23 protein-coding genes, 1 tRNA gene, 1 pseudogene and 1 riboswitch are annotated in these 25820 nt (G+C 60.6%); of the genes and pseudogenes, 9 read left to right on the top strand and 16 right to left on the bottom strand.

Annotation, left to right across the window (positions count from 1 at the left end; all coding sequences use genetic code 11):
* The first annotated feature begins 24 nt into the window (after positions 1-24).
* The gene (locus ACTG2B_RS21395; RefSeq protein ID WP_041915436.1) at positions 25-726 is read left to right on the top strand and encodes a hypothetical protein; all 702 of its coding nucleotides are present in this window, start codon (positions 25-27) and stop codon (positions 724-726) included.
* Positions 727-762: 36 nt separating this feature from the next.
* On the opposite strand, the gene ACTG2B_RS21390 is transcribed toward ACTG2B_RS21395, so the two are convergent.
* From ACTG2B_RS21390 to tyrS, 3 genes are all read right to left on the bottom strand, one after another.
* A complete protein-coding gene (locus tag ACTG2B_RS21390; RefSeq protein ID WP_439996817.1) occupies positions 763-1512 on the bottom strand; it encodes a lipase secretion chaperone in 750 nt (249 codons plus the stop codon).
* Positions 1509-2420, bottom strand: a complete 912-nt coding sequence (locus ACTG2B_RS21385) for a lipase family alpha/beta hydrolase (RefSeq protein ID WP_136501650.1) — start codon at positions 2418-2420, stop codon at positions 1509-1511. Before ACTG2B_RS21385 ends, ACTG2B_RS21390 begins: the two co-directional genes overlap by 4 nt.
* Before the next feature lie 168 nt (positions 2421-2588).
* Positions 2589-3854 carry a tyrosine--tRNA ligase gene (tyrS, locus tag ACTG2B_RS21380; protein WP_439996816.1) on the bottom strand — a complete coding sequence of 422 codons (1266 nt, stop codon included), beginning with the start codon at positions 3852-3854 and terminating at the stop codon, positions 2589-2591.
* A gap of 146 nt (positions 3855-4000) precedes the next feature.
* Between tyrS and ACTG2B_RS21375 the strand changes: the two genes are divergently transcribed.
* A complete protein-coding gene (locus ACTG2B_RS21375) occupies positions 4001-4849 on the top strand; it encodes a helix-turn-helix transcriptional regulator (RefSeq protein ID WP_411241554.1) in 849 nt (282 codons plus the stop codon).
* A 12-nt stretch (positions 4850-4861) separates the two neighbouring features.
* Here the strand turns inward: ACTG2B_RS21375 and ACTG2B_RS21370 are convergent, their stop codons facing one another.
* Positions 4862-5638 (bottom strand): substrate-binding periplasmic protein, encoded by a 777-nt coding sequence (locus tag ACTG2B_RS21370; RefSeq protein WP_439996815.1) that lies wholly within the window; start codon positions 5636-5638, stop codon positions 4862-4864.
* A gap of 109 nt (positions 5639-5747) precedes the next feature.
* Positions 5748-6922 (bottom strand): annotated as a pseudogene (locus tag ACTG2B_RS21365) (hypothetical protein).
* A 223-nt stretch (positions 6923-7145) separates the two neighbouring features.
* Between ACTG2B_RS21365 and ACTG2B_RS21360 the strand changes: the two are divergent.
* Positions 7146-7463 carry a YnjH family protein gene (locus ACTG2B_RS21360; protein WP_139460868.1) on the top strand — a complete coding sequence of 106 codons (318 nt, stop codon included), beginning with the start codon at positions 7146-7148 and terminating at the stop codon, positions 7461-7463.
* A gap of 310 nt (positions 7464-7773) precedes the next feature.
* On the opposite strand, the gene ACTG2B_RS21355 is transcribed toward ACTG2B_RS21360, so the two are convergent.
* Positions 7774-9222, bottom strand: coding sequence for a catalase (locus ACTG2B_RS21355; protein WP_439996814.1), 1449 nt, complete (start codon positions 9220-9222; stop codon positions 7774-7776).
* Between the two features lie 161 nt (positions 9223-9383).
* Between ACTG2B_RS21355 and ACTG2B_RS21350 the strand changes: the two genes are divergently transcribed.
* The gene (locus ACTG2B_RS21350; RefSeq protein WP_439996813.1) at positions 9384-9881 is read left to right on the top strand and encodes a GNAT family N-acetyltransferase; all 498 of its coding nucleotides are present in this window, start codon (positions 9384-9386) and stop codon (positions 9879-9881) included.
* Between the two features lie 4 nt (positions 9882-9885).
* Entirely contained in the window at positions 9886-10746 is an 861-nt protein-coding gene (locus tag ACTG2B_RS21345; protein ID WP_439996970.1) for an AraC family transcriptional regulator, read from the top strand.
* Positions 10747-10841: 95 nt separating this feature from the next.
* Here ACTG2B_RS21345 and ACTG2B_RS21340 read toward each other — a convergent pair whose 3' ends face one another.
* On the bottom strand, positions 10842-11429 hold the full coding sequence (locus ACTG2B_RS21340) for a superinfection exclusion B family protein (protein WP_005336432.1): 588 nt from the start codon (positions 11427-11429) through the stop codon (positions 10842-10844).
* Positions 11430-11601: 172 nt separating this feature from the next.
* Positions 11602-11709, top strand: a riboswitch (yybP-ykoY riboswitch).
* A gap of 87 nt (positions 11710-11796) precedes the next feature.
* Here ACTG2B_RS21340 and ACTG2B_RS21335 point away from each other — a divergent pair.
* Positions 11797-12783, top strand: a complete 987-nt coding sequence (locus tag ACTG2B_RS21335; protein WP_439996812.1) for a sodium:calcium antiporter — start codon at positions 11797-11799, stop codon at positions 12781-12783.
* A 67-nt stretch (positions 12784-12850) separates the two neighbouring features.
* Here ACTG2B_RS21335 and ACTG2B_RS21330 read toward each other — a convergent pair whose 3' ends face one another.
* The 3 genes from ACTG2B_RS21330 to pepA all read right to left on the bottom strand — a co-directional run bounded on the left by ACTG2B_RS21330 (position 12851) and on the right by pepA (position 17906).
* Positions 12851-15703 carry a valine--tRNA ligase gene (locus ACTG2B_RS21330; protein ID WP_069554165.1) on the bottom strand — a complete coding sequence of 951 codons (2853 nt, stop codon included), beginning with the start codon at positions 15701-15703 and terminating at the stop codon, positions 12851-12853.
* A gap of 64 nt (positions 15704-15767) precedes the next feature.
* The gene (locus tag ACTG2B_RS21325) at positions 15768-16223 is read right to left on the bottom strand and encodes a DNA polymerase III subunit chi (protein ID WP_439996811.1); all 456 of its coding nucleotides are present in this window, start codon (positions 16221-16223) and stop codon (positions 15768-15770) included.
* A gap of 174 nt (positions 16224-16397) precedes the next feature.
* The gene (gene pepA, locus ACTG2B_RS21320; RefSeq protein WP_005336423.1) at positions 16398-17906 is read right to left on the bottom strand and encodes a leucyl aminopeptidase; all 1509 of its coding nucleotides are present in this window, start codon (positions 17904-17906) and stop codon (positions 16398-16400) included.
* 172 nt (positions 17907-18078) lie between these two features.
* Between pepA and lptF the strand changes: the two genes are divergently transcribed.
* Together lptF and lptG are read left to right on the top strand one after the other, a co-directional pair.
* Positions 18079-19191 (top strand): LPS export ABC transporter permease LptF, encoded by a 1113-nt coding sequence (gene lptF, locus ACTG2B_RS21315; protein WP_005355218.1) that lies wholly within the window; start codon positions 18079-18081, stop codon positions 19189-19191.
* Between the two features lie 25 nt (positions 19192-19216).
* Entirely contained in the window at positions 19217-20287 is a 1071-nt protein-coding gene (gene lptG, locus ACTG2B_RS21310) for an LPS export ABC transporter permease LptG (RefSeq protein WP_439996810.1), read from the top strand.
* 74 nt (positions 20288-20361) lie between these two features.
* Here the strand turns inward: lptG and ACTG2B_RS21305 are convergent, their stop codons facing one another.
* Entirely contained in the window at positions 20362-20895 is a 534-nt protein-coding gene (locus ACTG2B_RS21305) for an RDD family protein (RefSeq protein ID WP_199251975.1), read from the bottom strand.
* A 143-nt stretch (positions 20896-21038) separates the two neighbouring features.
* Here ACTG2B_RS21305 and ACTG2B_RS21300 point away from each other — a divergent pair.
* Positions 21039-21124: transfer RNA gene (locus ACTG2B_RS21300), tRNA-Leu, on the top strand.
* A 237-nt stretch (positions 21125-21361) separates the two neighbouring features.
* Here ACTG2B_RS21300 and ACTG2B_RS21295 read toward each other — a convergent pair.
* From ACTG2B_RS21295 to ACTG2B_RS21275, 5 genes are read right to left on the bottom strand one after another with little or no spacing between them, the layout of a single operon-like run.
* Positions 21362-22441, bottom strand: a complete 1080-nt coding sequence (locus ACTG2B_RS21295) for a phage late control D family protein (protein WP_439996809.1) — start codon at positions 22439-22441, stop codon at positions 21362-21364.
* Positions 22438-22929, bottom strand: coding sequence for a phage tail protein (locus ACTG2B_RS21290; protein ID WP_139461254.1), 492 nt, complete (start codon positions 22927-22929; stop codon positions 22438-22440). Before ACTG2B_RS21290 ends, ACTG2B_RS21295 begins: the two co-directional genes overlap by 4 nt.
* 2 nt (positions 22930-22931) lie before the next feature.
* On the bottom strand, positions 22932-25391 hold the full coding sequence (locus ACTG2B_RS21285; RefSeq protein WP_439996808.1) for a phage tail tape measure protein: 2460 nt from the start codon (positions 25389-25391) through the stop codon (positions 22932-22934).
* On the bottom strand, positions 25388-25519 hold the full coding sequence (locus tag ACTG2B_RS21280) for a GpE family phage tail protein (protein WP_108572652.1): 132 nt from the start codon (positions 25517-25519) through the stop codon (positions 25388-25390). The genes ACTG2B_RS21285 and ACTG2B_RS21280 overlap by 4 nt, the downstream gene beginning before the upstream one ends.
* An 8-nt stretch (positions 25520-25527) precedes the next feature.
* Positions 25528-25812 (bottom strand): phage tail assembly protein, encoded by a 285-nt coding sequence (locus ACTG2B_RS21275; protein WP_439996807.1) that lies wholly within the window; start codon positions 25810-25812, stop codon positions 25528-25530.
* Positions 25813-25820: the final 8 nt, after the last annotated feature.

The raw sequence follows: 25820 nt of genomic DNA, 5'->3' as shown, positions 1-25820 counted from the left end.
CACAGGAGTGTTATGTACAACTCAATGCGCAACACAGCGATCGCGCTGACCTTGGGATTCTGCTCCCTCCCTTCTCTGGCCGCTTCTCTCGCCGAGCAGTTTACCCTGATGGAGAAGGGGGCCGAGAGCGCCCTCGATACCCGTCAATTCAGCCATGACGGCGTCGATATCAAGGCCTGGATCGATGGCGCCCCCGTCATCATCGCCGTGCCCATCATGAACGAGCTGGGCAAGCTGGAAGGGGAGAGCCGCTACTACTTCAAGGGCGGCAAGCTGTTCGGGGTCAAAGAGCCCGCCGCCCAGTTCGCCTTTGATGACAGCGGCAAGCTGACCCAGTGGCTGGACGAGAAGGGGCAGCCCGCCGAGTTCGTCAGCAAGATGAGCATGCAGCAGCGTCAGGAGTGGCTCACCAAGCGGGCCGCCGAGCTGAGCAAGCTGTTTGTGGTGAGCGCGGCCGAACAGAAGGTGGCCAAGGGGGGCGTCAAGCTGAAGGGGGCGGATCTCGCTCACTGGCTCTGCAACGGTAAGCTGATGGATCTCGCCCACGGCGACAAGGTGATCTTCGAGCAGGATAAGCTGAAGATTGGCGAGCAGGGGATCGAAGGGGAGGTCTCCCTGCGTCAGGATAAGGGGTGGCAGGAGCTGAGCCTCAAGTGCGAGGTGCAGGGCACTCAGGTGACCCGCCTCACCTGGCAGCCGCTGCCGGGTGCCAACAAGCCGCAATAAGCGCAATAGCAAGGGGGCCCATCACGGGCCCCCTTCTCATTCGGTGTGTGGCTCCCCCAGATTGAGCCGGGTGAGTGCCTCGACCCGGCGCCACTGTCCGGGTTCGAACCAGCGGGCCAGCAGCTCCTGCTGCTGTTCGGCCCGGGCCTCGTTCGGCAGTTGTCTGAGATCGGCCAGAAAGCCGCTGAGCTGCTCCTCGAACCCTTGCCGGTTCTGCTCCAGCTGGCGCATCCGATCCACCGCTTCCGGCCCCCCCGTATCCAGCAGCAGAGTCTCCCGTTTGGCCGGGTCCATCTGCGCCAGCCCTTGCAACTCCTCAAGCAGACGGCTGTTGGCCTCCGCCTCGCGAAACCAGCCCGGTTGCTCCGCCAGCCAGAGATCCAGCTCGCTGGCCAGCTGCGACTTGTCGCTGTCTCTCGCCTCCGCCAGCGCCCTGCGCCGCAGGGTCAACTGCTCCATCAGCCGATCCTCGGCAAACAGCTGGGCCTGCTCGGCCGGGGTAAAGCTCTGCTGGCGCAGCTGCTCCCGCTCGTCAAACAGGATCTGCAAGCTGGCGAGGGAGATCTCGGTGGGCACCGTCAGGCTGCTTTGGGCGGAGACAAAGGTGCGATAGCGCGCCTGCAGGGCATCGGCGGCCTCCTGCTCGGGATCGTGCGGGTGGCTCTGTGCATGCTGGCTGGCTTGAGCAGGGGATGAGTCTGTCGTCGGTGCCGTGGGCCAGAGCAACACCCCGCCAAGCAGCAGGGTGATGGCGCAGGGCACGACGAGCAGGGTGGCTATCTTCATAGTCCCAGCTCCTTGAGACGGTTGGCATGCTGGCGATAGAGGGTGACCGGATCGGTCTCGAACAGATGGTGGATGCCGAAGGACTGGTTCACCTCATCCAGATGGTTCATCCGGTAGCCGGTGCCGATCACCTTGCCGAGGTGACTGCTGCAGACTCCGACCAGTCCGTCATTGGGCTCCTTGAAGAAGGCGCCGGTCAGCGCCAGAGCAGGATCCACCGGATCCAGCAGATTGGTCAGGTTGCCGCGCCCGCTCCAGGAGAAGTAGTAGACGCCGTTGCTGGCCTGCATCGGCCCCTCGCCGCAATAGCGGCTGGGCAGCCCCTCCGGGTAGCGCTGGTTGAACTGGCTGGCCCCCTTGCTGGTGAGGGCATCGAGGGCTGCGACCGGATCTTGCGGCAGCTGGCTCCCGCCCGAGAGCAGTGAAATCATGCCGGAGAGGGCGTGGGCTGCGGCGGCAGCCAGCTTCTCGGCGGCCGAGCCGGGGGCGGCATTGGCCCGCACCAGATCGGCAATCTCGGATCCGTAGTTGACCCCGCCGACGCTGGTGGCGGAGGCGACCAGCTCGGGGGCGACCGAGGCGACATAGCGGATGGTAGGGCCGCCGTGGGAGTGGCCGATCAGGTTGACCTTCTCGGCGCCGGTGGCCGCCAGCAGCAGCTCAACCTGGGCGAGCAGTTGCTCCCCCCGTTGTTCCGAACTGGCGGTGGCCGATACCTGAGCCACGTAGACTTTGGCACCATCCCGGCTCAGGGCCTGGGGAATGCCGTAGAAGTAATCGACCCCGAGCAGCTTGTCGAAGCCGAACAGGCCGTGCACCAGCACTATGGGGTAGCGGGTCTGGGTGTATCCGCTGGCGTGTGCCAGCATGGGCAGGGTGCAGAGCAGCACCAGAAGCCATCTCTTCATCATCAGCATCCTTGTTGATTCGTGAGGAACAGATTGTGTGGCGTACTCCATGTTCGCCGGTGCCAGTATGGTGGCTGCTGACGGGAGAGGCTGTGAGGGGGATCGCAACTCGGGATTCAAAAGGGATTCAGGGTGCGGGCGGGGAAGCTGAGCTCCCCGCCCTGCGGCTTATTGCCACTCCACCAGGTGATACTGCTTCTTGCCCCGGCGCAGCAGCAGGTAGCGACCAAACAGCCGATCATTGGTACTCAGCTGTTCATCCTGCTTGATCACACCATTGAGGCTGATGGCCCCCGCCGCCAGCAGCTCGCGGGCGATGCGTTTGGAGTTCGCCAGACCGCAGCTGACCAGCAGGCTGACCAGATCCGTCTCGCCGCTGACGGTGCTGCATGGCATGCCATCCTGCGCCAGCTGGGCCAGATCGCTCTCGCCGAGGCGGGCCACATCGCCGCTAAACAGCAACTCGCTGATGCGCTGCACCGCCGCCAGCGCCGCCTTGCCGTGTACCAGCTCGGTCAGCTCGTCGGCCAGCACCTGCTGGGCCTGCTTGCGCCCCTGCCGCTTTGCGTCTTCCGCCTCCAGTGCATCAATCTCGCTCAGCGACATAAAGCTGTAGTAGCGCAGGAAGCGGTAGACATCCTCATCCGCGGTGCCGAGCCAGAACTGGTAGAAGGCGTAAGGGGAGGTGAGCGCCGGATCGAGCCAGACCGCGCCCCCCTCGGTCTTGCCGAACTTGGTGCCGTCTGCCTTGGTGATGAGGGGCAGGGTCATGCCGTGCACCTGAGCCTGATGGAGGCGACGGGTGAGATCCATGCCGCTGGTGATATTGCCCCACTGGTCGTTGCCGCCAATCTGCAGGGTGCAGCCGAGCCGCTGGTGCAGCACCGCAAAGTCGTAGGATTGCAGCAGAGCGTAGGAGAACTCGGTGAACGAGATGCCCTGATCCGGACGGGCCAGCCGCTGGCGCACCGATTCCCGCGCCAGCATGGCGTTGACCGAGAAGTGCTTGCCGATATCCCGCAGAAAATCGAGGGCGGACATCTGCCCCATCCAGTCGCCATTGTTGACCAGTTGCGGGGCCGACAGGCCATCATCGGCGGGCAGCAGCGCCCTGATTTGGGCCGACAGGCTGGCGACCCAAGCCTGCACGGTATCGGCACTGTTGAGGCTGCGCTCGGTCGCCTTGAAGCTGGGATCGCCGATAAGACCTGTCGCCCCGCCCACCAGTGCCACCGGGGTGTGCCCAGCCAGCTGGAAGCGGCGCAGCATCAAGAGCGGCACCAGATGACCGATATGCAGGCTGCCAGCGGTGGGATCGAACCCGCAATAGACGGTGCGCGGGGTGGCAAGATGATCGGCCAGGGCCGCCGGGTCGGAATTCTGGGCCACAAGGCCGCGCTCGGTCAGCTCATCGAGCAGGTGGGGGTTGATCATGGGTTCTCCAACAGCAGGGGGAAAAACCGTCATCCTCGCCGTTCTGGCCGGTGGTGGATATGTCCCCTGAGGGACAGTTTTGCCACTCTCGTGCTAGCATTCAGCCATAGCGGGGAATCGCTCCCCGTCACCGGAAACGTGCCACCATGACCCAGCCATTCACTACAGATGCCTTGACCCGCAGCATGACCGAGGTGGTCGATGCCCTGCACAGCAGCGCCTTTCCGGCGGCGCTGGTGCGGCTGATCCAGCAACAGGTGGCGTTTGATTGCGCGCTGCTGCTCGGTGTGGGACAGCGCCCCGTCTACCTCTACGACAACCTCAACCATCAGCGGGCTCTGCTGTTTGATCGCTACCTCACCAGCCACTTCAGTCAGGATCCCTTTATGCAGGCGCTGGAGCAGGGCTTGCCTGCCGGCGTCTGGACCCTGGCGCAGGTCTCCCAAGGGCGGCTCGATCCCGAATATCGCCACCACTTCTATCAGGCCACCGGCTGGCAGGAAGAGGTGGGACTGATCCTGCCGGTGCGGGACGGACTGACGCTGATGCTGTTTCTGGGGCGACTCGACAAGCGCAGCACCCTCAGCCGTGACGAGCTGGCAAGGCTGGAGCAGCTGTTCCCGCTGGTACATTCGCTCTGTCGTCAGCAGTGGCGGCAGAGCCAGCCGCTGCTGGCCCAGAGCACTGTGCTGCCAGACAGCGCCAGCCTCCGGAGTGCAGTGGAGCAGGCTATGTCGACTGTCGGGGGGGATCTGCTCACCCGGCGCGAGCGGCAGGTGGCGGAGTTGCTGCTGCAGGGGCTGGATACCGAGGCGATTGCCGCAGCGCTCGGGATTGGCAGCGGCACGGTGAAGAATCACCGCAAGCATCTCTATGGCAAACTGCGGCTCGGCTCGCGGGCCGAGCTGTTCAATCTCTTTCTGAACCACCTCATTACGGCGCCGGTAGAGGCATCGCAGGCGTCATCGGCGGGAGATACAACGAGCCCGCCATAGGGCGGGCCGGGGTTACTCGAGGCGCGGGATGGTGGGAGTGGTTTCGGGCAGGATACTGAGCAACTGGTAGCGCTTCATCAGCTGCTTGTATTCATCCCCCTGTTTGACCTTGTCCAGCGCCTGTTGCAGGCGGGCAACCTGTTGCTTGTCTGCCCTCAGGTTGAAGGCGAAGCAGTTGTCCTGCTCTTCAATGATCGCGACGGTGACAAAATCCTCGCTGGGAAAACCCAACTCCTTGGCCTGATGGCGCAACATCACCTCGTTGCCCGCTACCAGGTCGGTGCGCGCCATGATGAGCTGGCGCACCACCTGATCCATGCGCTCCACCGACATCATATTGCTCGGGCTGATCCCGCGGTTGAGTAGCAACTGTTCCCCGACATCCGCCTGCATCACGCCGATCTGCAGCTTGGCGAGATCCGCTTTGCTGGCCACTTTGGGGGCATCCTGCTTGCGGCCGACCAGCGCGACCCTGGAGTGGCTGATGGGGCAGACCCAGAGGAAGTGGGGATCCCGCTCCTTGGTATGCGCCGTGGTAAAGAGCACGGCCTCTTGCTGTTGGGTCAGCAGATACCAGCCGCGGGCCCAGGGCAGAAAGTGGATGGGTTGCTCCGGCTCTCCCATTTCGCGCCATATCAGGCGCAGCAACTCGACCGCCAACCCCACAGGCTGACCATTTTTATCCTGGCCATTGAGTGGCATGTTCTGCTCCGAATAGTAGATAAGTGCCGGAGCCGGGAGCGCGATAAACAGAGCGAGAAAAGCGAGAGCAGGGAGCAGACGACGCATGATGCACTCCTTGTGCGGGTAGTTACCTAACAGTCTATGTGGCCTTTTCCATAACGTCATGATCCGGTAGCGGGATAAAAAACAGGCCACCTTGCGGTGGCCTGTTGGTTTATTTGAGCAGGGCTTCCATCTCTGCTTCTGCCTTGGCGCGAGCCTTGGCTTCCGCCGCTCTGGCGGCATCGGCGACGCTCTCTCCGGCCGTATGAGAGGCTGCACTGACAGCCTGTTTGGCTGGATCGGCAACGGCCTTGGTTGCCTCTTGCTTCACGGTAGCGGCGGCACTGCTGACTGACTGTTTGGCCGGAGCGACAACAGCTTTGGTGGCTTCCTGTGTCACGGTCGCCGCGGCACTGCTGACGGTCTGTTTGGCTGGAGCGGCAACAGCCTTGGTGGCCTCTTGCGTCGCGGTCGCAGCGGCGCTACTGACGGCTTGCTTGGCAGGAGTGGTAACGGCTTTGGCCGCTTCTTGCGTCACGGTGGCGGCAGTGCTGCTGACGGCCTGTTTGGCGGGGGCGGCCACAGCCTTGGTGGCTTCCTGCGTCACGGTGGCAGCTGCGCTGCTAGCTGCCTGTTTGGCCGGCGCGGTGACTGCGGTGGTCGCACTGCGAGTCAGGTCGGTCGCGCTCTGGCTCACCGCTTGGGTGGCCTGTCCGGTGGCCTGTCTGGTGGCGTGGGAGGCTGCGCCGCTGATAGCCTGACTTGCGCTGTTGGTCAGCGAGCCGGTGACGCCGCGAGTCACTGTGCCCAGCGCGCTGCCAAGGAGAAGGGGGAGGCGCCACTCTGACTGGTCGCCGCGCCGGTCAGGGCATTGGTAGTCGGGGTGAGCTGGCTGGTGGGGGTCTGCCAGCCCTGCATGGCGGTTGGCCAGGTCGGTGCCGTGCCCGCCAGATTTTCGCCGAAGGTCAGGGTGGTGCCATCCCCTTTTTGCAACAACACAGACATCTGGTTGGTTTGCGAGTTCCACACCATCCCCGCCTGCTTGGCTATATCGGGTACAGGTGCGTAACGGGATACGACGTAAAACAGCGGACCCTCCTGCTGCAATTCATTGGCGGTCTTGAGCAATTGCATGGTGCTGTCGTAGTTGGGGCCAAGGATAGCGGTCATCCGATCCTTGATCAGGGGTTGTTCGAACAGATTGACCTCGTTCGGGTCAAAGCCGACCAGCGGCTTGAGCAGGGCCCACATCAGCTGGCTGGTGGGTCCCATCATCAGCAATGGGGCAACGCAGGCGGACAACATCAGGCTCAGGCAGGCCGCTTGAAATAATGGCATGATACGCATTGGGATAATATCCAAATAACGACTTGATAAATAAGGTTATGTTTTGTCAGAACGTGACAAATTCACCGGAAGTTTGCGCGTGGCAGCGAGAGACTGCCCGCAGGCGCTGGCAGGCTACCATATTGGTTCCACAATGCCAGCAGGCAGTATGATTGTCAGTCAAGTAAACTCCGGGGCTGGTCGACTCTTCGAGAATGCCTCCCATCGAAACAGGATCCCCCTCATGAAAAATGTACTGCTCTGCCTGCTGGCTTCCCTCTGGCTTATCCCCGCTCTGGCCGCGTCCAAAACCACTGTGGTGGGTGAGTCTGCCAGTCCCGAGCTGGTGTTGCCGCTGGGCTCATTGCCCGAGCGGGTCTGCTGGTTTGCGGATCAGAAATATTCCGAAGGGGCCCGCATTCTGCAGGGAGATATCTGGCTGGAGTGCGGCCCGCAGAACGACCTCGAGAGCAATGGCCCACTGGCCTGGCGCTCTCCTGCGGTGGTGTTGCCTGCCACCCGGGGAGCAAAAGATCAGAAGACGATTTCCGTGGGTCAGTGAGGCTTTTCTTGATCCAGCTAAAGACATGGACGTGATCCCTGTCGCATAATGCAGCTCCTTTCTTCTCTTGGCTGGAACCTAAGAAATGGCTCGTCGCTCTTCCAATGCACAACGTCGTCGCAGTAGCTGGTGGTACAAACGCCTGTTGGCAAGGGAGCGGGAAGAGCGTGAAGCGCGTTCCGTCCGGGATTGATACAGCAGTGAAAACAGAGCCTTGGGCTCTGTTTTTTTATTTATCAAATACCGTCATGACGAGAACGGGGGCCATCAGGCCCCCGTTTTGTTTTTGTAGAGTTTTCCTGCTTGCGGCTTAGCGCTGCAAGGCGGCCAGTGCCAGTTCGACCCGTTTGGCGTACTCGGGGTCGGCCTGCTCGAAGTGTTTGAGCTGGGCCGCGACGATGGCGTCATCCTCCACATTGATAAGGGAGCGGGCCAGGTTGGCGGCGAGCCGTGAACGCTGCCCCTCGTCCATGATGCGGAACAGGTTACCCGGCTGGCTGTAGTAGTCGCTGTCGTAGTCACGGAAGTCGTAGTGCAGGGCGGCCCCTTCCAGACTCAGCGCCGGTTCGTGCTGTTCGCTCGGCTGCTGGGTACCGAAACGGTTCGGCTGATAGTTGGGGCTGGCGCCGCCATTGCTGTCCGCCCGCATGGCACCGTCACGATGGGCACCGTGATGGAACGGGCAGCGCGGGGCGTTGACCGGCAGCAGACCGTGGTTGACGCCAAGGCGATAGCGCTGGGTGTCACCGTAGGAGAAGAGTCGCCCTTGCAACATGCGATCCGGCGAGAAGCCGATACCGGGCACCACGTTGGCCGGGGTAAAGGCGGCCTGCTCCACATGGGCGAAGTAGTTGTCCGGGTTCTGGTTGAGCTCCAGCATGCCCACCGGGATCCGCGGGTAGTCGCTGTGCGGCCACACCTTGGTCAGGTCGAACGGGTGGATGTTGTAAGTCTGGGCTTCGGCCTCCGGCATCACCTGCACATAGACCTTCCAGCGCGGGAAGTCGCCCCGCTCGATGGCATTGAACAGATCCGCCTGACTGGTCTCCCTATCCTGCCCGACGGCGGTGGCGGCCTCTTCATCGGTGTAGAAGCTGTGGCCCTGCTCGGTCTTGAAGTGGAACTTGACCCAGAAGCGCTCGTTGGCGTCGTTGATAAAGCTGAAGGTGTGGCTGCCGTAGCCGTTCATCTCCCGCAGGCTCTTGGGGATGCCGCGATCGCTGAACAGTATGGTGACCTGATGCAGGGATTCCGGATGGCGTGACCAGAAGTCCCAGGCGGCAGTGGCGCTGCGCAGGTTGGTGCGCGGATCCCGCTTCTGGGTGTGGATGAAGTCAGGGAATTTCAGCGGATCGCGGATGAAAAAGACCGGGGTGTTGTTGCCCACCAGATCCCAGTTGCCCTGCTCGGTATAGAACTTGAGGGCGAAGCCGCGCACATCGCGTTCGGCATCGGCGGCGCCCTTCTCACCAGCTACGGTGGAGAAACGCAGGAACACCGGTGTTTGCTTGCCGATGGCGCTGAACAGATCGGCCTTGCTGAACTGGCTGATGTCGTGGGTCACGGTAAAGGTGCCGTAGGCGCCCGAGCCCTTAGCGTGAACCACCCGCTCGGGAATGCGCTCGCGGTCGAAGTGGGCGAGTTTCTCCATCAACCAGATATCTTGCATCAGGATGGGGCCGCGCGGGCCGGCGGTGAGGCTGTTGTTGTTGTCGACGACGGGGGCGCCGTTGGCGCTGTGCAGGGTCTTGTCAGTCATGGCTTCTCTCCTTGTTGATATGGGGCCAGCCTACGGATCTGCGCAGTGATGGGCCAATGGGCCTTTCCTCACCCTTTGATAGGCAAGACAAATGGGTGCAGGTGGGGGATGTGTAACCGTGCTGGATATTGCATGATGGAGGTTTCGAGAAGGAGCCTCATATGCAGATTACTATCCGTCATGCCGAACCCGCCGATGCCCCCGCCTTGCGGGATCTTTACGCCATGCCCAATGCCCAGGCGGGCACTTTGCACTTGCCTATGCCACCCCTTAGCCAGTGGCAAAAACGGTTGGAGAACGGTGACGTGGTCGCCTTAGTGGCGGAGGCCGATGGGAGGCTGGTGGGTCAGATCTCCTTGCATGTGGAGCCCAATCCCAGACGCAAGCATGTGGCCGGGATTGGCATGGGAGTGCGGGATGACTGGGCTGGCAAGGGGGTTGGCTCTGCCCTGATGGCCGCGGCGCTGGATCTGGCCGATAACTGGCTCAACCTGCACCGGATTGAACTGACGGTTTTTGTCGATAACGAAGCGGCGCTGGCGCTCTATCGCAAGTTTGGCTTTGTGGAGGAGGGGCGGGCTCGCGACTATGCCTTCCGCCAGGGGCGCTATGTGGATGTGTTCTATATGGGCAGAGTCGCGGGGGGCGCCAGTCGCTAACGGTATGGTCGATTATCAGGCCAGATTGCGCCCGGTGCTCCGGGCGCTGGAGCAGAATCCCGATCTCTCCATCGGAACGCTGGCAAGCAGTGCCTGCTTGTCTTTCTACCATTTTCACCGGGTGTTTACGGCTGTGGCGGGGGAGACGCCCGGGGAGATGTGTCGTCGTCTGCGCATCCAGCGGGCTGCTTGGCAGCTCTGCTATACCGATGCCAGTGTCACGGCCATTGCGTTGGGGGCGGGGCTCGCCAGTTCTCAGGCGTTTGCCAAGGTATTTCGCCGTTACTATGGTTGCACGCCGGGAGAGTTTCGCCGCGACAAGAGCAAGAATGGACACTTGATGAGCAAGGATGGACACGCACTTGTGCAGCCGAATCCTTATGCTGAGGGTCACTCATCAGCAAGGAGCAATACCATGAAAACCATCGAGATGGACGCCCGCACTCTGGCCTATATGCGTGTCACCGGCCCCTATGGCGAGGGGTATGACCCCGTCTGCCGCCAGCTGCATCAGTGGGCCAGCGCCCGCGGTCTGGAAGGTGGGGAGTGGATCTTCATCTATCACAATAACCCCGAGGTGACTCCGCCAGCCCAGTGTCGCACTGACATCGGGGTGACGGTGCCTGCGGGGACGGTGGGTATGGGAGCGGTCGAGATCCAGATTATTCCCGCCGGTCGTTACGCCCAGTCCCGTTATCTTATTACCGACCGCAGTCAGTATGGCCCTCGTTGGCAGGAGCATATCGGCGACATCGTTGCTGCCGGGCTGGAGTTTGGCAATGGTCCCTGCTTCGAGCTTTATCACAGCATGAGCGATGATCCTGTGCAGGACGATGTCAGCTTTTGCTCCAGCCTAAAGGGGTAGGACGCAGCAAGACGCAAGGGATGGTACAGAACGTCGCGCAGAAACGAGAGAGCCGGACAGTGTCCGGCTCTTTTGCATCTGGCGGTTGGGGGCGTTTAGCGCTGGAACCCCTTCTGGGCGAACTTGGGACGGGCGTTCATGATCTGCTCCACCTGCTCGTCGCTCATCTTGCCGCGCGACAGCCCCAGCACCTTGTAGGTGAGCAGCGGCCGGGCGGGCAGGGCGATCATCAGGGCGCGGATCTGGTTCTCGTCATCCTTCTCCCGGGTCGGCTTGCCGTAGGCGTAGGTGAGGACGCCGGCATCCATCAGGTTTTTGACGGCGGGCTCGGTGATCGGCAAGTTTATGACGCTTTTACGCTGCAGCACGAACTCGCGCAGCACCGCCTTCTCGTTGAAGTCGAGGAAGCCGATCATCTGGGCCAGCTGGTCCTGCTGACGGCGCGCCTGCCACTCTTCGCACGCCCACTCCCAAGCGATCAGGAAGCCCTGACTGCAGAAGTAGGAGATGGCGATCAGCATGCCGACCCCCAGCCAGGCCGCATGATCCGCAGCCCACTGGCTGACGGCCCCTTTCATCAGCCCGGCCGGAAACAGCAGAATGATGCTGCAGCAGAGCAACAACCAGACCATCAGCCAGTTGAGGCGGTTCAGTTGATAGAAATGTTGGATCCACCGTTTCATTGTTCATCCTTCCCAAACTGTTGTGGATAGTGAACTATCTACAGCAATCGGTGTGCCAACAGCGCAATAGCGGCGGGGAGGAGGGGCTGGCGAGGTTACATTCCCTTACAACTTATTGAATGAGTTGTCATTAATTTGCCTTGTGAGGCGGCGGTCGAGTTGCTAAAACGTCTCCTCAGTCATTGGGGAGTAGCAACCCGCCCGCATTCCGGGCCGGGCCCATGTCAACACTCTTGGATCCTCGCATCCATGGCATGGGCGGCGATAGGCACTATCGCTCTGCAAGACCTTTGGCCTCGATATGCACGCCAGCCGGGCGAGCCATATCGGGTCCATCGGTTATTCTGCTCGCCTGGCGGTATCTATTATGTTGATTACCCTGCTGTTATTTCTCGTCTCTGCGGTCACCATCTACCTTGCCTGCGAATACTTCGTCAACGGCATCGAGTGGACCGGCCACCACTTCAAACTCTCCCAAAGCGCCACCGGTTCCCTGCTGGCGGCATTGGGTACGGCCCTGCCCGAATGCATCGTCACCCTCACCGCCCTGCTGATGGGCAACACGACCGCCCAGCAGGAGATCGGCATTGGCGCCGCCCTCGGCGGACCGCTGGTGCTGGCGACCATCGGCTATGCAGCAGTCGGCCTCACCCTGCTGCTTTGCATGGGGCGTACCGAACGGGCCATCGACGGCGAGGTGCAGCGCGAGATTGGCCGGGATCAGCGCTGGTTTATGGGGATCTTTCTGGTGGCCACTGTACTGGGTCTGGTCGCCTTTACCGGCAAGAGCTGGCTGGCCCCGCTCTTTGTGCTGGTTTACCTCGTCTATGTAAGGCGCGAGTTGAAACAGAGTGACAGCCACGAAGTCGAATTGCCGGAGCCCCTCAAGCTGGCCCCAGATGCGGTGATCGCGCCCCTTGGCAAGGTGCTGTTGCAGACGCTGGCTGCGCTGGTAGTGGTGGCGCTGGCGGCCCATCTGTTTGTTCATCAGCTGGAGAGCATGGGCGAGCTGTTTGGCCTCTCGCCGGTGCTGGCGGCCCTGCTGCTGAGTCCGGTGGCGACCGAGATGCCGGAGCTGATGAACGTGCTGATCTGGGTGCGGCAGGGCAAGAACCGGTTGGCGCTGGCCAATATCTCCGGGGCCATGATGATCCAGGGCACTATCCCCAAAGCGTTCTGTCTGCTCTTCACCCCCTGGCTGCTGGATGGCGCCATGATGGCCTCCTCGCTGGTGACGCTGCTGGCGGTCGGGTTGCTCTGGTGGGGGTTCAGAAAGGGGGTGATGACCGCCGAACGGTTGGCACTGGTCGGCCTGCTCTATCTCGGTTTTTGCGGCTGGTTGCTGGTGAGCTGAAGCGGGAAGCGCGGATATGAAAAAGCCCCCTTGGCAGGGGGCTTTGTTGTATCGGTAGGGGCGGTGCTTACAGCGCAGCGATCTCGGCCTGCTGGGCTTCCAGCTTGGTCAGCTGGAGACGGTAATCTTCCAGCTTCTCGCGCTCTTTGGCTATGACCGCTTCCGGCGCCTTGGCGACGAAGGCTTCGTTGCCAAGCTTGCCTTCGATACGGCCGCACTCGCCCACCAGACGGGCAACCTCTTTGGCCAGACGGGCCAGCTCGGCATCCTTGTCGATGAGACCGGCCATCGGGATCATCAGCTCGGTGGCACCGATCAGCTTCTTCACTGACAGCGGGGCGGTTTCACCGTCCGCCAGTACGCGGATGGATTCCAGACGGGCCAGAGACTTGAGGAAGGCCTCGTTGTCAGCGGCGCGCTGGGCATCCTTGGCATCGCACTGGAGCAGCACGTTGAGGGGCACGCTCGGTGCCACGTTCATCTCGGCGCGGATGTTGCGGATGCTGACGATGAACTCCTTCACCCACTCCTGATCCGCCATCGCGGCTTCGTCTACCTTGGCGGCATCGAACTCCGGGAAGGCCTGAATCATGATGGTATCGGCGTGTACGCCAGCCAGCGGGGCGACCGATTTCCAGATGGTCTCGGTGATGAACGGGATGATCGGGTGTGCCAGACGCAGCAGGGTCTCGAGGACGCTGACGAGGGTGTGGCGGGCAGCGCGCTGCTCGGCCTCGGAACCCTTGGTCAGTACCGGTTTGGTCAGCTCCAGATACCAGTCACAGAACTGGTTCCAGATAAACTCGTACAGCACGCCAGCGGCGATGTCGAAGCGGTAGGTATCGAGGGCGGTACGGAAGTCACGGATGGCCACTTGCAGCTGGGACTGGATCCAGCGATCCGCTAGGCTGAACTGCATTTCGCCACCGGCAAAACCGCAATCCTGATCTTCGGTGTTCATCAGCACATAGCGGGAGGCGTTCCACAGCTTGTTGCAGAAGTTGTTGTAGCCGTCCAGGCGCTTCATGTCCCAGTTGATGTCACGACCGGTAGAGGCCAGCGCGGCCAGAGTGAAGCGCAGGGCATCGGTGCCGTGGGCATCGATCCCTTCCGGGAACTGCTTGGCGGTACGTTTGGCGATCTTCTCGGCCATCTGCGGCTGCATCATGTTGCCGGTGCGCTTCTCCAGCAGATCTTCCAGCGAGATACCGTCGATCATGTCGAGCGGGTCCAGCACGTTGCCCTTGGACTTGGACATCTTCTGGCCCTCTTCGTCACGGATAAGACCGGTGATGTAGACGGTCTTGAACGGGACTTGCGGCTGGCCGTTTTCGTCCTTGATGAAGTGCATGGTCATCATGATCATCCGGGCAATCCAGAAGAAGATGATGTCGAAGCCGCTCATCAGCACGTCGGTCGGGTGGAAGGTCTTGAGTGCCTCGGTGTTGTTCGGCCAGCCCAGAGTGGAGAAGGTCCACAGAGCGGAGCTGAACCAGGTGTCGAGCACGTCTTCGTCCTGACGCAGGGTGGTCACGGACGGGATGCTGTGCTTGGCGCGCACTTCGTCTTCGCTGCGGCCAACGTAGACGTTGCCGGCATCGTCATACCATGCCGGGATGCGGTGACCCCACCACAGCTGACGGGAAACGCACCAGTCCTGAATGTCGCGCATCCAGGAGAAGTACATGTTTTCGTACTGCTTGGGCACGAACTGGATGCGGCCATCTTCCACCGCTTCGATGGCGGTCTTGGCCATCGGTGCCACACGCACGTACCACTGGTCGGTCAGCATCGGCTCGATGGGCACGCCACCGCGATCGCCGTACGGCTGTTGCAGCACGTGATCCTTGATCTCGTCCAGCAGACCCAGCTCTTCGAGCTTGGCCAGAATCGCCTTGCGGGCGGCGAAGCGCTCCAGACCGGCGAACTCGGCCGGCAGGGCCGCGTCGTAGGCGGTGCTCGGGTTGCCGTTGGTGTCGACCACTTCAGCCTCGGCACGCACGTGGGCGTCCAGAGTGAAGATGTTGATCATCGGCAGGCTGTGGCGCTTGCCCACTTCGTTATCGTTGAAGTCGTGGGCCGGGGTGATCTTCACGCAACCGGTGCCCTTCTCCATGTCGGCGTGTTCGTCGGCAACGATGGGGATCAGACGGTTCACCAGCGGCAGCAGAATGTGCTGGCCGATCAGTGCCTTGTAGCGCGGGTCTTCCGGGTTCACGGCCACGGCGGTATCGCCCAGCATGGTCTCTGGACGGGTGGTGGCGACGATCAGGTAATCCTTGCCTTCGGCGGTCTTGGCGCCGTTGGCCAGCGGATAGCGCAGGTGCCACATGTGGCCCTTGATCTCGCGGTTCTCCACTTCCAGATCGGAGATGGCGGTGTTGAGTTTCGGATCCCAGTTCACCAGACGCTTGCCGCGGTACATCAGGCCATCTTCGTAGAGACGAACAAACACTTCCTGCACGGCGGCGGAGAGACCCTCATCCATGGTGAAGCGCTCGCGCTCCCAATCCACGGAGTCGCCCAGACGGCGCATCTGGCGGGTGATGGTGCCACCGGACTCTTCCTTCCACTGCCAAATCTTGTCGATGAAAGCATCACGGCCGTAATCGTGGCGAGTCTTGCCCTCTTCTGCCGCAATCTTGCGCTCAACCACCATCTGGGTGGCGATACCGGCGTGGTCGGTACCTGCCTGCCACAGGGTGTTTTTGCCCTGCATGCGGTTGTAGCGGATCAGGGTATCCATCAGGGTTTGCTGGAAGGCGTGACCCATGTGCAGGCTGCCGGTGACGTTCGGCGGCGGGATCATGATGCAGAAGGAGTCTTTGCTGGTGTCGCCGTGGGGCTTGAAGTAACCCTGGGCTTCCCAGTGCTGATAGAGCGCCTGTTCGATGGCGTTGTGATTAAAAGTCTTTTCCATGGTCTCGCCGTAATCTGGATGGATGGAGTCTGGTGTTGATTCTTTATGGATCAATTGGTTGCAGTCAGGGCTGCGCCGGATCCGGTGCGGCAAGGACGGGCTGATCCCTCATTTCGAGGGCATGGCCTGCCTGGCGATAGTGCTTGTAGCGCTCGCGGGCTTGCTGCTTTTGTGTTTCGTCAGTGGGGACAAAATCTACCACTTGAGCGAAGTGTCCTGCAAACAAAGGTGTCGCAGTGGCCAGATTGATGAGGCGGGCGTAGCGTCGTTTCGGTGGCTGATAGCCGATCTCCACCGGAGCCATGCCGCTTTCGCCCTGCAGCTGGTGCGGCACAAAGCGCCCCGGCGGCAGCTGCCACAACAGCTCGTCCAGACGCAGGGCCTGGGCCTCATCGTCGCAGAACAGGTAGATATGGCCCGCGCCCCACGACTCGGCCGCAAGAGTGCAGGCCAGTCGCTCGACCGCAGAGGCCTGCGCGTCATCCTGTTCGCTCATCAGGTAAAAGGTCACTTGGCTCATCAGGTTGATCCCGTTTTGCGGTGACGGACTGTTGACCGCCTAATGAGGCTGACGGGGCGTTTCCCGTCCGCAGCTCACTGATTCAAGAATGAAACAAGGAAGAGGCGGGCCTCTTCCTTGTGGTTCAGGGTAACGCCAACCCTTCCGATGCAGCCATCGGCAGGGGCCGGAGAGTTACTCTTTCTCTTCGATATCCACGCCAGCCCGGTTCAGCAGGAACTGGGTCAGCAGGGGCACCGGACGACCGGTGGAGCCTTTGTCCTTGCCACTCTTCCAGGCTGTCCCTGCGATATCCAGGTGGGCCCAGTTGTACTTCTTGGTGAAGCGTGACAGGAAGGCGGCGGCGGTGATGGTACCGGCCGGACGACCGCCGATGTTGGCCATGTCGGCGAACGGGCTGTCGATCTGCTCCTGATACTCGTCAAACAGCGGCAGACGCCAGGCGCGATCACCCGCCTGCTCGGAGGCGTTGAGCAGCTCGTGGGCCAGCGGGTTGTGGTTGGCCAGCAAACCCGAGGTGTGGTGACCCAGCGCGATGACGCAGGCACCGGTCAGGGTCGCCACGTCGATCACGGTTTCCGGATCGAAGCGGTCCACATAGGTCAGTGCATCACACAGCACCAGACGACCTTCCGCATCGGTGTTGAGCACTTCGATGGTCTGGCCTGACATGGAGGTGAGGATGTCACCCGGGCGATAGGCATTGCCACCCGGCATGTTCTCGCAGCCTGCCAGCACGCCGATGACGTTGATCGGCAGTTGCAGCTGGGCCAGCGCATGCATGGTACCGAGCACGGAGGCGGCGCCACCCATGTCGTACTTCATCTCGTCCATGCCATCGGCCGGTTTGATGGAGATGCCGCCGGAGTCAAATGTCAGACCCTTGCCGACCAGCACGATAGGCTTGGCATCCGGATGACCCTTGTATTCGATGATGGCCATCATGGCTTCGTTGTCGGAGCCGCGGGCCACCGCCAGATAGGAGTTCATGCCGAGCTCGGCCATCTCCTGCTCGCCCACCACCTTGGTGGTGATGTTGTCGTAGGCATCGGCCAGACGACGGGCCTGGGAGGCCAGATAGGCCGGGTTGCAGACGTTGGGCGGCATGTTCGCCACGTCGCGGCAGACCCGCACACCCTTGGCCACGGCCAGACCGTGAGCGATGGCTTTTTCACCAATGGTCAGTTCCCGACGCGTCGGCACGTTGAATACCAGCTTGCGCAGCGGGCGACGTGGCTCGGCCTTGTTGGTCTTGAACTGATCGAAGCTGTAGAGGCCCGCCTTGGTGGTTTCTACCGCCTGGCGCACCTTCCAATAGGTATCCCGACCCTTGACGTGCAGCTCGGTGAGGAAGCAGACCGCTTCCATGGAGCCGGTTTCGTTCAGGGTGGTGATGGTCTTGTTGATGATCTGCTTGTACTGGCGTTCGTCGAGTTCCCGCTCCTTGCCGCATCCGACCAGCAGTACGCGCTCGCTGAGCACGCCAGGTACTTGATGCAGCAGCAGCATCTGGCCTGGTTTCCCTTCCAGGTCGCCACGGCGCAGCAGCGAACTGATATAGCCATCGCTGATCTTGTCCAGTTGTTCGGCAACCGGAGAGAGGCGACGAGGCTCAAATACGCCGACTACGACGCAGGCGCTCCGTTGCTTCTCTGGACTGCCACTCTTTACACTGAACTCCATGGAATCTCCTACATCCTAAAGACAAAAGGCACCTTTTATTGAATAATGCGGTGCTTGTTGGGGTATCAGAGGCGGAGCGAACAGCCACAGGCTCCGCAGTTCAAACTGGTAAAAATCCAATATACGGCCCTATTTTTCAGGCATTCGACTAAAAACACAAGTTTACTTGGGAATGACTGTGATCGTTTTCCGATATTTGTTCAGGGAAACCCTGAAAACCCAGCTGGCAGTGTTATTCGTATTGCTGCTTATCTTTGTCAGCCAACAATTTATCAAGATCATCGGTGACGCCGCCGATGGCGAGGTGCCGACACGTCTGGTCTCCACCCTGCTGCTGCTCAACTTGCCCAATATGGCGCTGTTGATGCTGCCTATCAGTCTCTTTTTAGCCATTTTGTTTGCCCATGGTCGCCTCTACGCCGAAAGCGAGATGACGGTGATGCATGCGGTCGGCTTCAGCCACCGTTTCGTGATGCGCAGCGCCATGTTGCTGGCCTTGCTGACGGCGGTGGTCGCGGCGTTCAACACCGGCTGGATCGCGCCGCAAGCCAAGGAGCGCGAGTATCAGGTGATCGACGAGTTCAAGGCGGACCCGGGTATCTCCTTCCTGCAGGCGGGCCGCTTTATGGATCTCGATAAGGGGCGCCTGGTTGCCTATATCCAGGATTTGAACGACAACGGCTCAAAACTGCAAAAGATCTTCGTGCTGCAGCGGGCGGAGGGGAACAATCCTCCCTCGGTGGTGGTGGCGACCGAAGGGGTGGTGACGGTCGATGAGAACGGTCTGCAGTGGCTGACCCTGATGGATGGCTCCCGCTACGAAGGGAACTTCTCCGGCAAGCAGTTCCAGATCTCCGATTTTCGCGAATATGGTCTGGTGATCCGTCAGCAAGAGATGGAGCGTTCCAACCGCAAGGCGGCGGCCAAGCCAACCATGGAACTGTTCGGTACCCAGGACAACGCCATGATGGCGGAATTGCAGTGGCGTATCTCGCTGCCTCTCTCCATTCCGGTGCTCACCCTGCTGGTGGTACCGCTGGCGCGGGTCAATCCCCGTCAGGGGCGCTACGCCAAGCTGTTGCCGGCCATCATGCTCTATCTCTCCTACTTCCTGCTGCTCAGTGCCGCCCGTTCGGCCATCGACAGCGGTCGGCTGCCCTACTGGCCGGGGATGTTTCTGGTGCCGCTCGGTTACCTGCTGTTTATCGGCCTGCCCCTCAATCTGCAGGGCACCAGCTGGTGGAACGGGGTGAAAGGGCGCTATTTCAACAGAAAATCAGCATGATGCTGCAACATAGGAACTTCTGCTGATGTTTGGCATTCTCGATAGATATATCGGTCGGGTCATTTTCATGTCGATCCTGCTGTGTGAAATCACGCTGGTTGGTCTGGCGGGGCTCATCAAATATGTGGAGCAGCTCAAGTCGGTCGGTGACGGCAACTACGACATGATCAACGCCCTCTACTATGTGCTGCTCTCCATGCCCAAGGAGGCGGTGCTCTTCTTCCCGCTGGCCGCGCTGCTGGGTGGCCTGATTGGTCTGGGTCAGCTGGCGACCAGCTCCGAGCTGGTGGTGATGCAGGCGGCGGGTCGCTCCAAGATCAGTATTGTAATGGCGGCGCTCAAGACGGCGATCCCGCTGATGATCATGGTGGGGTTGATGGGGGAATATGTGGCCCCCATCGCCAAGCGGATGGCCGATGACATCAAGGCGGGCGCGCTCTCCGAAGGTCGTCTGACGGTTTCCGCCTACGGGGTGTGGGCTCGCGATGGCAACAACTTTGTCAATATTAACGGGGTGCGTAATGATGGCGCCCTCACCGGCATCACCCTCTATCGCTTCACCCCCGAGCGCAAGCTGATCGACGTGGTGCAGGCGCAGGAGGGGGTGTTCGAGCGTCACCACTGGCTGCTCAAGCAGACCCAGGTTACCCGCTTCGACGATCCCGCGCAGATCCGCAGCGAGCAGCATGACAAGATGGAGTGGAGCTGGGAGCTGACGCCCAAGCAGCTGGGGGTGGTGAGTATCGACCCCGAGAACCTATCGGTCTCCGGTCTGCTCGACTACATCGGCTATCTCGATGCCAACAAACAGGATGCCGGTCGCTACAAGCTGGAGATGTGGCGCAAACTGCTGTCACCGCTCTCGGTGGTGGCGATGATCCTGCTGGCCTCCTCCTTCATCTTCGGCCCGCTACGCTCGGTGAGCATGGGGGCACGGATGCTGATGGGGATCATGACCGGCTTTGCCGTCTATGTGAGTGATCGGGTGTTTGGCCCCATCAGTCTGGTCTATGCGGTACCGCCTATTCTGGCGGCTATTGCGCCCAGCCTGCTGTTTGGCGGCATCTCCTTCTACATCCTCAGCCGCAAGCAGTAATCCGCACGAGGTTATGAGGAAATGCAAAGAGGGCACCTGTTGGTGCCCTCTTTCGTTGCTGCATTGCTCCGGTATTACTTGTTAAGCAATTCCAGATTTTCCTGCTTGCTCAGCACGATCACTTCGCACTCGGCCCAGATATCCTGAAACGCCCGTGGGCGCTGGCGGTTGAACAGGCACATCAGGTTGCCCAGACCAAAGGCGGCGGTAGCGAGACGGATCAGCGCCTGGGTAATACGGATATGGCTGCCATCTTCGTTCTGAATGCGCAGCCGCCAGGCGCGCATGCCGACGGTCTGGCCAGCGCGGGTCCAGAACCAGGTGTAGAAACCACAGATGACGAAGGCGAGCCACAGGGTGTAGATCAGGCTCAGGTGGTGGCGGGTCAGCAACCAGACGGTATCTTCACCCGCCGGTACGCTGGCCATGCCGGTGACCAGCAGCAGCTTGGCGACACCCATGCCGATAAAGCCGGCGATGATCAGCAGCGAAGTCACCACCAGCGCATCATAGATCAGGGCGCCGAGGCGACGTAGCAGACCCGCTGACGGGTATGGCTGAGTGGCGGGAGAGGGGGATTTTTGTTGGACTTTTTTAGGCTTGGCCATCGTTTTTATTCCATTAAGATGATGGCGGCATTCTATGTAACTGGCCCCGCATCGGCAAGGCGTTGAATAAATGAACAAACGGGAGTGTTCAATCGAAAAACACCTTGCATGGCATCGCGCCATTCGTATAATCCCTCGCAGTTGCCCGGGTGGCGAAATCGGTAGACGCAGCGGATTCAAAATCCGCCGGTGAATAACCGTGTCGGTTCGAGTCCGACCCCGGGCACCATTAGAATTCAATGACTTAAGGCCATTCAATCGGATGGCCTTACGTTTTTATGGCCCCAAGTGGCGGCAAAATGGCGGCAGGGAAATCTGATGATCGGAAAAGGCGGCAGAGCGTTGGCTCTGCCGCCTTTTTGTTTTGGGCTTGGTTACTCCTCAACTTCCGGCAGGTCGTCGATGGCGACTTCGAGGTTGATGGTGTTGGTGTAGCCGCTGTTGCTCAGGCTGTGGCTGACTTTGGTCAGCACCCAGCTGGCCTCGTCGATCTGCGGTTTGAACCCCTGACGGCGGTAGGTTGTTCCGGGTATAGCTCTGGCCGACCTGTGGCGAGGGTGATCTCGAACTCGGCAACGCCACGTTGCAGCCGTTCCCACTCGGCGCGGGCGTAGCGCAGGGCGTTTGTTTTATTGGCGTAGATGTGGCGCAGCACTTTGACGTTCTCGCTGTCGCCAATCAGCAGTTCGCGCCCCTCTTTGTCGACTGTGGTATCACTCGGCAGTGCCTGCTCCGGCTTTGGCTTCTTCTTGCGTTTGCGCTTGAGGGTCGTGCCCTCGGTAGTGGCCTTCTTCGGGTCGTGCCAGTTGGCCACGACGCCGGTGTAAGCCTCACGGTCTGCGACTGAGAAGCGGTGCTGATCGCCGTCCTGGCGGGTGATGGTGACGGAGGGGAGCGGTTTGCCGCTGGCGGTGAGCCCCTTGCCCTGGCCGATAAAGAGCAGTCGCCACGATTTGACGGTAGTGATGGCGCCGCATTGACCGGCCAAGCGGGTGAGGAAGGCGGGATCGCTTTCGTTCTGCTGGTCGATGTGGTCAATCTGCATGCCCTTGAAGCGTTCGGCGCAGGCGGGGATCAGGCTGTGGCGCTGGGCGATGGCATCGACAATGCTGCCGACGGTCTGCTGGTGATAGCTGGTCTGGCGCAGCTTGTTGAGGTTGCCGCGCAGATCGGCAGATTTGCCCCGGATGGTGAGCTTGTCCGGTGTGCCGGTGTGCTCCACCTCGTCGATGGTGTATTCCCCCTTATCAACCAGCGGTTGGCCCTGCCAGCCGATCATGACGCGCATTCTGGCGCCACGGCGCGGCATCGCCAGTTTGCCGTCGCTGTCGTCGAGTTCGATGTCGATGGTGTCGGCTTCAAACCCGCGATTGTCGGTGATGTTGAGACTTATCAGGCGGGGCCGGATGGTGGCGGATACGTCCTTTCCGTCGATCAGCAGCTGGTAAGCCGGGGCCGGATGATCGGCCCCGGTGATGCTGAATTGCCCCAGCTGGCTGGTCAGGGTGCTGGTGACAGCCGTCACCACGTTATCTGTCAGGCTCACAGCAGGCCCCCGATCTTGTTGCCGATGGTGCCGACGATGTTGCTGATGCCCAGCCGACTGGCGATGCCACCGATGGCGCGGCCCATCAGCTTGTTGCCCAGGGTGTTTTCGTCGTCGTCCACCCGCTTGAGGTTCATGGTGAAATCCAGCTTGCGGGCGGCGCCGTCCGAGAAGAATTCGGAGCGGGTGACGCTGGTGCGCTCGATGACGAAATAGCCCCGCATCACGCCATCCCCCTGGATCAGGGGGAAGGCTTTGCCGGTGGCGGCCATTTCATGGAGCAGATCGAGGGTAACCGGCCCGCCCGTCAGTTCAGGGTAGAGGGTGCCGGATAGCACGGTGGTTTCATCATCCGGCCCTGTGTACTGGTAGGCCGGACGGGCTCCCACCCGAGGGTTGCCCGGGTGGCGCCATGCGCGGTCATCCTGTTGTGACTGGGGGGCGAAGGTGGAGCGCTGGAACACGAACCAGCCCAAGGTCATCATCATGGTCAACTCCCGTCTCTGAAGCTGGCGCGGCCTGCTCGTTGGTTGGCTCGCTCGTTCTCTTTGATTTTCTCAACCATCATCTGGGCCATTCTTTCTTCGTTCATCCCCGGCGCGGCATTGACAGTCAACTGGTAGAACGGTTGGTTATTCACCGTGCTGCTGGCCTTCGGTTTTATTTTTGGCGTCTCGACAATGCGCGGGCCACTGCCATAGCTGTAAGCCGATGAGTAAGCCGGAGTGCCGTAATTGCCGTTCAGGTAACCCGGGGTGCTGGCTGTCGGAATATCGAACTTCGGGATCTTCTTGGTTTCGAGGATGCCGAGCGATTCGAGCAGCCACTCGATGCCCTTCAAGAAGGCTTTGAGCGGGGTGAGGGCCAGATTGAAGGCTTCGCCCAGGATGCGACCGACGATCTGGCCGGCACTGCCGAACCCTTCCAGCGTCTCTTTCGAGAACTTGATCGGCTCAAGCAGGTCGCCAAACCAGCCCGATAGGGTCTTGACGCCTGAGCTGATGCCATCAAGCAGCGGGGCGAACGGCTTGAAGGCTTCAAAGACGGGGGCAAGCCCTGTCATGATGCCCTGCCATAGCCCACTGAAAAATGCGCTTATGGGTTCCCATAGTTTGATGATGGTGACCCCCAAGACGGCCAATGCTGCCAGCGGGGCCAGTATTGCGGCCACCGCCCCCAAGAGGCTGCCGAAGGTGACCCCCAGCACCCCGAAGGTCAGTTTCATGATTGCCATCGGGCCGAGCAGGGCTGCTACGGCCAGCGACAGACCGCCGAAAGCAATGGCGATAACGGATGTTACTGCGGCCACCTTCACCAAGGTGTTTGCCAGTGCAGGGTTTGCCTCTACCCATTTTCTTACGGCTCCGACAGTTTTCTGGATGTAACCGATGATGTCCATCAGTGAGCCGCGCAACAGTTGGCCCAGTGATGACTTGACGTTGGCGAGTCCAGCTTGCAGTAGTAACCATTGAGATGAAATAGAGTCTTTGTCTATGTCTGACTCGCGTTGCATTGACCCCTTTGATTTTTCTGCATTTACCAGTTTCAACTGGCGATAGAGCTCTTCCAGATTGTTGGCGAGTTTTGCCGCGTCATCGCCGTACTCCTTGCCAAATAGCTGGGTGGTGACCGTCATCTGGTCTTCCGCTTTTAACTTCTTTATTTTTTCCAGCACATTGGTGATGGTGCCCATGGCATCTTTGCTCATGGCTTTCTGCAGGGCCTTATCATCCAGCCCCAGCATCTCTAGACCAGCTTCAAATCTGTCACCTTGCATGGTTGCAATCGATAGCTCTCGCACCATTGCATTGGCAGCGCTTGCGGCTACTTCAGGCGCAGCACCTAGGCTTAAGAATGTTGACCCGAGCGCGGCGGCTTTCTTGAAGTCAAGTTTGTCTGCTACCCCACCCATTCTTTGCAACACGTTGATGATGTCAGCCCCCTTGGATTGGGCATTATCGTCAAGGAAGTTGATGGCATCACCGAGTTGCTCGATGTTGCTGATGGGTATCTTGTAGAGGTTGGCTATTTTCCCCATGTCTTCGGCTAGCTGATCGGCTGGTAGTTCAAATGCGGTGGCCGCCTTGGCTGCTGTCTTGGCAAAGTTGAGCAAGTTGTCTTTACCCTGTACGCCCATGCGGGCCGCCCCTTCGACCAATCGAGCAATATCTATCGCACCGTTCACTTGTGGCAGGTCTTCTGATATGGCTTTTATCTGCTTGGCCATGTCGTAGTAGACCGCAGTCAGTTCTCCTGAATCGGCTCTGGCCCCATCAACCTGCTTTGCAACCCCCTTCATTGCATCTTCAAAGCTGGTGTACTCCTTGATTGCGCTCAACACCGGCAACCCCATTGCTGTGCCTGCTGCAATAGCTCCGGCACCATGACCGGCGAGCTGGCCGCGCAGTTCTTGGGTCTGGCGGTAGTTAGCTTTGACCTGATTCATGCGCTTTTGCTGGTCGGCTAACTGGCCCAGCTTGGTGCGCTGCGCGTCGAGGGTGGTATTGGCGGCGGCCAGATCGGTTTTGAGGCGGCGCTGTGCTTCGCTCAGGTTGCCCGTCTTGATGCCGGTCTTGCGCATCTCTTCGCCCAGCTGGCCGTGGCGGGTGATCATTTCCCCCTGTTTGGTCTTGAGCTGGTTGAAGGCGCGTTCGGCCTTGTTGAGCTCGTTGATCATCAGGCGGGTTGGTTTGGGGGTGTCGGCAATCTTGCGTTGCAGGTCGTTGAAGGTGCCTTCGGCCTGTTTGAGCTGGGTTTTGGTGACGCCAATCTGGGCTCCCAATTTTTTATAGCCGTCAAGCTTGGCGCTCTGGCGTTCCAGATCGCGGACTTTGGTCTTGGCGTCGGCAAGGTCTTTGGCGGTGATGCGGCTTTGGCCGGTGACGGCCTTGAGGGGGGCGGTGAGTTTGTCCACCGCCCCGAGCAGGATTTGTAACTTGAGGGTGCTCATGATTCGTCTGCCCCGTTGATGTGGTTGTATCGCTCAACAAGGCGTTGGTGCCAGCCCATCAGCTCGTCGAGCTCCATGGCCGCCATTTCAGACGGCGGCCAGTGGGCGATGATGGCCAAGTCGGCCATCAGGTCGTCTATGCAGTGAGGTAGGCCATTTTCTTGGGTACCAAAAAAGCGGCGACCTCCTGCCCCAGTTGCATCAGGTCAGCCGGGTCCATGCCGCTGATGTCCACTTCGGTCAGTGCCGGACTGGTGATGCGCGGCAGCAGTTTGGAGAGGGCGTTGATATCCATCTGCAGGATGTCGGTCATGTTGAGGCCGCGCAGCTGGCCCGCCATGGGTTTGCGAACGGTCACATCGCTGATGGTGGTTTCGCCGCGTTGGATGGGGTAATCGAGGGTGACGGTTTTCTGAGTCATGGTGTGTT

Origin of the sequence: Aeromonas sp. 30P (assembly GCF_051919805.1) — a bacterium.
Taxonomy (GTDB): Bacteria; Pseudomonadota; Gammaproteobacteria; order Enterobacterales; family Aeromonadaceae; genus Aeromonas; species Aeromonas veronii.
Note: the sequence above shows the minus strand (reverse complement) of the source record. Positions and strands in the feature narration are given on the sequence as shown.